This is a genomic window from Mesorhizobium sp. M7D.F.Ca.US.004.03.1.1 (genome assembly GCF_003998635.1).
Taxonomy (GTDB): Bacteria; Pseudomonadota; Alphaproteobacteria; order Rhizobiales; family Rhizobiaceae; genus Mesorhizobium; species Mesorhizobium loti.
In genome coordinates, this window is record NZ_RZQG01000226.1 from 1 (window position 1) to 7,526 (window position 7,526).

General features: G+C 61.0%; 7 protein-coding genes and 1 pseudogene. All 8 read right to left on the minus strand.

All coding sequences use genetic code 11. The annotated features are described in order from the left end of the window. The coding region (locus tag EN935_RS14955; protein WP_164771140.1) for a Gfo/Idh/MocA family oxidoreductase at nucleotides 1-951 on the minus strand (951 nt) is incomplete at its 3' end. Nucleotides 952-962: 11 nt separating this feature from the next. Then, nucleotides 963-1,784, minus strand: a complete 822-nt coding sequence (locus tag EN935_RS14960; protein WP_127262264.1) for a sugar phosphate isomerase/epimerase — start codon at nucleotides 1,782-1,784, stop codon at nucleotides 963-965. 63 nt (nucleotides 1,785-1,847) lie between these two features. Further along, complete coding sequence (locus tag EN935_RS14965; protein WP_109661871.1) at nucleotides 1,848-2,690, minus strand: carbohydrate ABC transporter permease; 843 nt, start codon at nucleotides 2,688-2,690, stop codon at nucleotides 1,848-1,850. Between the two features lie 5 nt (nucleotides 2,691-2,695). After that, nucleotides 2,696-3,592, minus strand: a complete 897-nt coding sequence (locus tag EN935_RS14970) for a sugar ABC transporter permease (RefSeq protein ID WP_109661869.1) — start codon at nucleotides 3,590-3,592, stop codon at nucleotides 2,696-2,698. A gap of 138 nt (nucleotides 3,593-3,730) precedes the next feature. Continuing rightward, nucleotides 3,731-4,978, minus strand: a complete 1,248-nt coding sequence (locus tag EN935_RS14975) for a sugar ABC transporter substrate-binding protein (RefSeq protein WP_127262265.1) — start codon at nucleotides 4,976-4,978, stop codon at nucleotides 3,731-3,733. Between the two features lie 110 nt (nucleotides 4,979-5,088). Then, complete coding sequence (locus EN935_RS14980; RefSeq protein ID WP_127262266.1) at nucleotides 5,089-6,234, minus strand: ABC transporter ATP-binding protein; 1,146 nt, start codon at nucleotides 6,232-6,234, stop codon at nucleotides 5,089-5,091. A gap of 56 nt (nucleotides 6,235-6,290) precedes the next feature. Continuing rightward, complete coding sequence (locus EN935_RS14985) at nucleotides 6,291-7,274, minus strand: PfkB family carbohydrate kinase (RefSeq protein WP_127262267.1); 984 nt, start codon at nucleotides 7,272-7,274, stop codon at nucleotides 6,291-6,293. A gap of 3 nt (nucleotides 7,275-7,277) precedes the next feature. Continuing rightward, a pseudogene (locus EN935_RS14990) lies at nucleotides 7,278-7,526 on the minus strand (aldolase); the annotation flags it as partial.

Genomic DNA, 7,526 nt, shown 5'->3' on the forward strand with positions numbered 1-7,526 from the left:
TTCCAGCACCGTTTGGGCAAGGCCTTCCAGCTGGCGGCGGAAGAAATGGCCGTCGGCGCCGAGCGGCTTGTGGGCGGTGGCGGTCTTCTCGTGAAAGATCTCGACCTCGCTGGCGCGGAAGTACCAGGGGTTGAAGGTCCTGGCGATGACAGAACCGTTCTCGCCATAGAGCTGAAAGCCTTCGTGCCAGTCCATGCGAACGGCGACGGTCAGGTCGAGATGGCCGAGCGCGCCGCTGGCGAACTCGGTCTCGACGAACCAGCAATAGGCGCCGAATTTCTCATTGAGCCGGGCGCGCACGGCGACGATATCACCGCACAGGAAACGCGCCGTGTCGACGAGATGCGAGCCGTGCGCCAGCATGAAATACTGCCTGAGATCGGCCTTCGGATTTCCCGCCGGCTTCCTCGCCAGCTTGCTGGTGACGGGCAGCGGCTGCACGGCATCGGTATTGGTGTAGCGGTGGGTGGAATCGCAATACCAGGCCTTCAGCGCCAGCACCTCACCGATCTCGTCGTGGACGAAGTCGCGCGCCGCCTCCAGCGCCGGATCGAAGCGTTTCATGTGGCCGACCTGCAGCACCTTGCCCGAGCGCCTGACCGCCTGCGCCAGCGCCTCGCCTTCCTCGACCGAGGTGCCGATCGGCTTTTCACACAGAACATGCTTGCCGGCATCGAGCGCCTTGATCGACATCGGCACGTGATAGGCGTCCGAGGTGGCGACGATCACGGCTTCCAATTCGGGATCGGCGAGCATCGCATCATAGTCGGCATAGATCTTCTGCGGCTCGTAGGTGGCGCCCATGCGGGCGAGCAGGTCGGGTGCCGCGTCGCAGATGGCGTAGAGGTCGGCATTGCCGGCCTTGACGCAGGATTCCAGATGCGCGAACTGCGCGATGGGGCCGCAGCCGAGCACGCCAACCCTGAGGCGTCTGTCCTGTTTCTTGATCATCGTCTCGTTCTTCAGGCGCCGTAGGAGCGCATCGTCTGGCGGTTGGTCTTCACCGCGCCGGCGGGATCGGCGGCGGCCGTTTCGGATTCCTCCTCCAGCACCAGCCAGCCGTTGAAGCGTGGCGCGGTGTTGGCAATCTCGATCACCGCAGGCGTGTCGCAGACGCCCTTGCCGAGCATGGCCCAGGTGCCGTTGGCATCGACGTCCTTCAAGTGGATGTAGCGGATGCGGTCGCGGTGGGTGCGCAGCGTATCGGACATGTCCTTGTGGCCACGCAGGATATGGCCGGTATCCGGCACCCAGCCGACCAGATCGGGGTCGAGCAAGGCAAAGATCGTGTCGTAGTCGGCACGGTCGAACAGCAGCGTGTTGTGGTGCGAACTTGGATGCACCGCGACCTGGACGCCGGCCTTGCGCCCGAGTTCGCCGGCTTTGTTGTAGACCTCGGCGGCGATGGCGAACTTGCCGTCGCGCGGGCCGTCGGAGACCACCGTCGCAGAGCCCATCGACACCAGCGCGCCTGGGAAGGCAGCGGCGAAGTCGATCCAGCGTTTGGCGGTATCGAGGTCGGTGCCGATCTTCTCCTTCAGCGTAAAACCACTGTTCGAGCCGAAGGCGAAGGAGACCAGCATCAAACCGGACGCCTTCAGCGCGGCGGCGAATTCCGCTGGCTTGCGGGCATAGTGGCCGATCATGGTGTCGGTGATCTCGATGCCGGCATAGCCGCCATCGGCGATCGCCTTCAGCAGATCGTCGGGGCCGCCGGTCCAGGCCTTGCCAAGCATTTCCCAGGTGAAGGTCTGGCAGCCGACTTTGAGGTCTTTCACGTTCATACTTTCATTCCTTGATGCCGCTTATTGCTTGATGCCACTCTGCGTCGCCGTGGGAAGGACATCCTACTTGACCGAGCCTGCGGTCATGCCGGCGAGGAAGTACCTCTGGGCAACGAGGTAGATGAGCAAGAGCGGTAGCGAGCCGAGCACGCTCATCGCCATCATCTGGTTCCATTCGAAGGCGTGCTGCCCCATCAACAGCTGGATGCCGATCGGGACGGTGCGCATGGACGTTGACTTCGTCAGCGTCAGCGCAAAGAGAAATTCGTTCCAGCACAACAGGAAGGTGTAGACCGACGTCGCCACGATACCAGGCAGTGAAATCGGGACGATCACCCGCCAAAGCGCTGTCCAACTGGTGCCGCCATCGACAGCCACGGCTTCATCGAGATCGCGGGGCAAGGTGTTCAGATATCCCGTCATCAGCAGGATCGCGTACGGCAGTGTAAACACCAGGTAAGTCAGGATCAGTGCGACGTAGGTATCGAAGATACCGTATGAGACGACAAGCCCGAAGAAGGGGATCAAAAGTGTGATCGGCGGAATCGTCTGCGTGCTGATGATGATTGTGTTCAGGCTGCCCTTGCCGCGGAAGTTGAAGCGGCTGAACCCGTAGGCCGCCAGCAAGGCGATCAGCACCGTCAGCACGGTCACCGATCCCGCCACGAAATAGCTATTGAAGAAGAAACGCAGCTTTACCGGGTCGCCAAGGATGGCTGCATACGCTTCCAGCGTGAAGGCCTTTGGCAGGATGGTTGGTGGCAGGGCAAAGATTTCGGTGTTCGACTTGAACGAGCTGCTGAGCATCCAGTAGATCGGGAAGGCTGCGAAGAACAGTCCAGCCGCAAGAGCAACATGCAGCGCGACGGTGATCAGCTTGTCTTTGCCAGAGTTTCGTTTCCTCATGGTGACTACCGAGCCTTCTGATAACGGATGTAGAACAGCGTCAGGCCGAGAGAGATCAGCAGGATGACCACGGCGCTCGCCGACGCCTGTGACAGGTTGTAGCTCGAAAACGCCAGCTTGTACGTGTAGGTGCTGAGGACCTCGGTCGAGTAGATCGGGCCACCGCCCGTCGTTATCCAGATTAACGGGAAGACCTGCATGGTCCAGATGAAGTCGAGCAGCGAGATGCTGATGATGATCGGCATCAGCTGCGGGATGGTGATGAAGATCAGCTTCTGGTAGGCTTTCGCCCCGTCGATATCGGCGGCCTCGTAGAAATCCTTGGGAATGCCCTGCAAACCCGCGAGCAGGCTGACCATGAAGAGCGGATAGCCCGCCCAGATATTGGCAAAGGTGACGGCGTGCAGCGCGGTCTGAGGCGAGGAAAACCATTCGACCTTGGAACCGATGATGCCGATTTGCATGAGAATGCTATTCACGACACCGTTCGGCTCAAGCAGGAGGCGCCAGATCACGGCGATAATCACCGCGGTGAACAGCCAGGGCAGTATGTAGAGCACGCGCAGAATATTGCGCAGCGTCGGATTAATGCGGTCGCTGTTCAGCATGAGCGCGAAGGCCATGCCGATGGTCATGTGGAAAATGACACTCATGCATGTGAAGTAGAGCGTGTGCCACAGCGAAGCCCAGAACACGGGGTCGTCGAAGATCGCCTGGTAGTGTTTCAGTCCGGCAAAGGATGGGTCACGACGCAGCACCGCACTGTTCTGGAACGAGTAGGCAATCACCGTCACCATCGGCAGCAGCATCAGCAGCCCGATGATGAGCAGCGAAGGCGACAGATAGAGGTAGGGTGCGACCGCTCGTTTCAGCTTGTGGTGGGAGCGTTTTTGCCGGGTCATGTGCCAACCTTGGGATACGCCTTCAAGAGAAGGTAAGCTTCAAAAACAGGTTCATCTCAAATTGCCGATCCGTTGTTGCCGAGTGGCCTGCCCGAAGTCAGGCCACCCGGTCGAAGATAGCAAACGGGAACAGGCCGATCAGAATTTCGCCATCCAGCCCTTCTGAGCGGCGGCGGCGGCTTGTTCGGGAGACTGCTCGCCGGCGAGCATCTTCTGGGCTTGCACGTCGAACTGGGTCATCAGGTCTTCAGCCACCGGTAGGCCCGTGAACTCATTGGCGAGATAACCGGTCTTGAAGATTTCAAAAGCCTTGCCGAAAGCCTTGTCCGAGGTCACGAAGTCGGGCTTGGCGTTGACGTTGCCCGGGAAGGCGTTTGCAAGCGACACGAGCTTGGCGTTCACCTTTTCACTCATCAGATATTGGACGAGTTTCCAGGCCTCTTCCTGATGTTTCGAGGCAGCAGAGATGCCGATGCCCCAGGAGGCATAGGGAAGGCCGCGCTTGCCGGTATAGTTTTCCACGACAGGGACCGGGATGAGGTCGAAGTTCAGCTTGGGATTGCGCTTGCGGATGAGGTTCACATGCGCGAGCGAGTCGATCATCATCCCGACGCGGTCGTTGACGAACTCCTCGACCTTTTCCTGCTCGGTCTTGGTGGCGATGCCGGGCGAGATGGTGCCGGCGTCGTTGAGTGATTTGACGAAGGTGAGCATATCCACCACCGGTTTGCCCTCAAGGTCTGGCTTGCCGTTCGCCATCATCGACTGACCCGAAGCCCAAACCCACGACATCATGTCGTTCTGGACGCCGGATGGCGTTTGCAGCGACAGGGGCAGCACCCAGCCATACTGGTTCTTGTCGGCCTTCGTCATCTTCTTGGCGGCTTCGAGAAACTCCGCACGGGTCGACGGCAGCTTGGTCACGCCTGCCTGGGCGGCGAGGTCCAAATTCACGAAGACCGGATAGACGAAGGAAGCCACGGGAAACATCACCGCCTTGCCGTCCACCTTGATGATGTCCGCGACCTGGCTCTTGTCGAAACCGCTCGCATCCATCATCGGATTCATGTCGGCGAGTGCGTTCTGCGCATTCAGATTGTTCACCCAGGCACCGTCGAGACCGACGACGTCGCTGAGCGTTCCGGTTGCAGCACCAACCGAGATCTGGTCTCGCGTGGTCGCGTAGGGGCCGCTGACCAGCGTCACCTTGACTCCGGGGTTTGCGGCCTCGAAGTCATCCATGATTGCCCTGAGCGAGCCAGCCGGCAATTCGGGCTCCCACCATTGGGTGAATTCCAGCGTCGTGTCCGCCATGGCGCCGGTTGCGCCAAGCAACCATGCGGCCGCGGCTATTTTCAGCATCACGGGTTTAATACGAAACATCATTTTCTCCTCCTTCTTTGGGATCGACCGCACAATGCGGACGATCGTCTGGTTATTCAGAAGTCTTCTTACGCAGGCGCCTCACCCTCGCCTGCGGGCCTTGCCGCGGATATTCAGATCGCCAGATGCGTCTCGGGATCGAAGAAATGGAGCTTGGCGTCATCCAGGGCCAACCGGATTTCCGAGCCGGAGCGGACTGTGCTGACCGGTTCGAATTTCGCCACCGCGTTCGACGCCAGGCCGAAATCCTGCACTGCGTCCGGGTCGCCGGAGTCCACTCGGACCGCATCGATGTTGAGATGGACGATTTGTTCGGATCCAAGTTCTTCGATCGAGGTCACCTTTGCCGGTATCGTCTGATACTTGCGGCCGGATTCGAGGCTGCTGTCATAGAGATCCTCCGGTCGTATCCCGAACACGACCTTGCGCCCCGCATACGACCTCAAGCCCGGCCTGCGCACGAAGGCTGCATCCTGCAGCCGGATGGCTAACGCGCCGGGCATCAGTTCGTCGCCCGTCAGGGTCGCCTCGAAAAGGTTCATCGAAGGAGACCCGATGAAGCCGGCAACGAAGGCGTTCACCGGCGATTCATAGAGCCTCTTGGGTGTGTCGACCTGCTGCAGCACGCCGCCTTTCAACACCGCGACCCTGTCGCCCATCGTCATGGCTTCGGTTTGGTCGTGGGTCACATATATGGTCGTGACGCCGAGCTGCTTTTGCAGGCTGGTGATTTCGGCGCGCATTTGAACACGCAGTTTCGCGTCCAGATTGGAAAGGGGTTCGTCCATGAGAAAGGCTGCCGGCTCGCGCACCATGGCGCGGCCCATGGCAACCCTTTGACGCTGTCCGCCTGAAAGGTTCGCGGGTTTGCTGTCCAGCAGAGACGTCAGTTGAAGGGTTTTGGCGATCTCGTCCACGCGCTTCTTGCGCTCGGCCTTCGACTTGCCTGCCAGCCGCATCGAAAAGCCGATGTTTTCGAACACCGTCATATGCGGGTAGAGGGCGTAGCTCTGGAAGACCATCGCGATGTCGCGGTCCTTGGGCGGCATGTCGACGACGTCGACGCCGCCGATTCGAAGGCTGCCGCTGGTGACGTCCTCCAATCCCGCGATCATCCGCAACGCGGTGGATTTGCCACAGCCGGAAGGCCCGACGAGAATCAAAAACTCACCGTCCTCGACCGACAGGTTCAACTGGTCGATTGCGTGAAAATTGTTCCCGTATGTCTTGCAGATATTCTCAAGAACGACTTCTGCCATATTCCTCCCTCCACAAGTCTAAGCCACTGATTTTTATGATTGTCCTCGGCCTATGTTCACCTGCGAATATTTTCCTCGGATAGTTCGGGCAATGTTTCGGTATCGAGCCGCGCATATTTCAGTTCGACTGCCGACGGCGCGTTCGTCGATGCCAGGAGTTCCGTGACCTGGTCGTTGGTCGGAAGTGCCTCGCGCCCGCCCCGCCCGGTTATCGAAAGGGCGGCCGCCGCGGCGGCGAATGCGACCCGGCCTGCGGTGTCGGCACCGCGCGTCAATGCATGGGCATAGGCGCCGTGAAAGCAGTCACCGGCGCCGGTCGAGTCGACGACTGCAACCCGGTGCGGAGGCAGGTGCCAGAGCCCTGTCTCGTCGCGTCCGCGATAGTACACGCCCCTGCCGCCATCGGTCAGAACGACGGCGGATCGCGACGGCGACCACAATGCATCAAGCATCTCGGCGGGCGATCGGCAGCCCGTAGCGGTCCGCGCAAAGCCCAGGGGAAGAATGAGGTGGTCGCAGAGCCCGATCAGCCGCTCCGTGGCTGGGCCGCTGCTCCATTCGATATCGCCGAGGATCGCAAGGCCGAGATCGCTAGCCCGAGCCACGACATCCAGCGACCGGATCGCATAGCTATCGACGATCAGGACGGTCGCGCGGCTGAGGACTTCGTCCGGAAAGTCCGGCGCGGTACCCAGCATCGCTTCGTCGTCATACGCGATGAACCGCTCCCCATCCGAACCGACGGTGATGCGCGAGCGCACCGGGCGCGCGTGCGGGTGGCGCGGCGCGAACACGGTTTCAACGCCGCTCGCAGCGAGATCGCACAGCACGGCGTCATCCGCGGCACTGCCCAGCCATCCGACGAACCCGGCGGTTCCGCCGAGCCGCGCGACGGCGGCAAGTGCCGTCGCGACATTTCCCCCGAAAGCTCGGGCACTTTGCAGGACCTTCCCCTTGCCCGCCGACAACGGCTGATCGACATAGACGATGTCGTCGATCGCAATAGCTCCGAAGCCGAGGATTGAAGGGACGGTTGGCATCGTTCAGGCACCCGCCTTCGCCAAGGCGTCTTGCGCCGAAAGGCCGTCATGGATGACGCCCCGAAAGGCAATCGCTGCCTTTTCCGGATCGCCATGCCCCCAGAGATTGCGGCCCACCACGGCACCGCGCGCGCCGGCACGGATGGCGTCCGCCGTCTGCTGAAGGGCGCCGAGCAGCGTGTCTGTCTTCGGACCACCGGCGATCACAACCGGCACCGGGCAGGTCCGAACGGTCTCTCGAAACGACTCGAA

Bases quoted from the DNA above. Each gene is read 5' to 3' on its own strand.
- EN935_RS14960 (WP_127262264.1), bottom strand. From the start codon at position 1,784: ATGAACGTGAAAGACCTCAAAGTCGGCTGCCAGACCTTCACCTGGGAA.
- EN935_RS14965 (WP_109661871.1), bottom strand. From the start codon at position 2,690: ATGAGGAAACGAAACTCTGGCAAAGACAAGCTGATCACCGTCGCGCTG.
- EN935_RS14970 (WP_109661869.1), bottom strand. From the start codon at position 3,592: ATGACCCGGCAAAAACGCTCCCACCACAAGCTGAAACGAGCGGTCGCA.
- EN935_RS14975 (WP_127262265.1), bottom strand. From the start codon at position 4,978: ATGATGTTTCGTATTAAACCCGTGATGCTGAAAATAGCCGCGGCCGCA.
- EN935_RS14980 (WP_127262266.1), bottom strand. From the start codon at position 6,234: ATGGCAGAAGTCGTTCTTGAGAATATCTGCAAGACATACGGGAACAAT.
- EN935_RS14985 (WP_127262267.1), bottom strand. From the start codon at position 7,274: ATGCCAACCGTCCCTTCAATCCTCGGCTTCGGAGCTATTGCGATCGAC.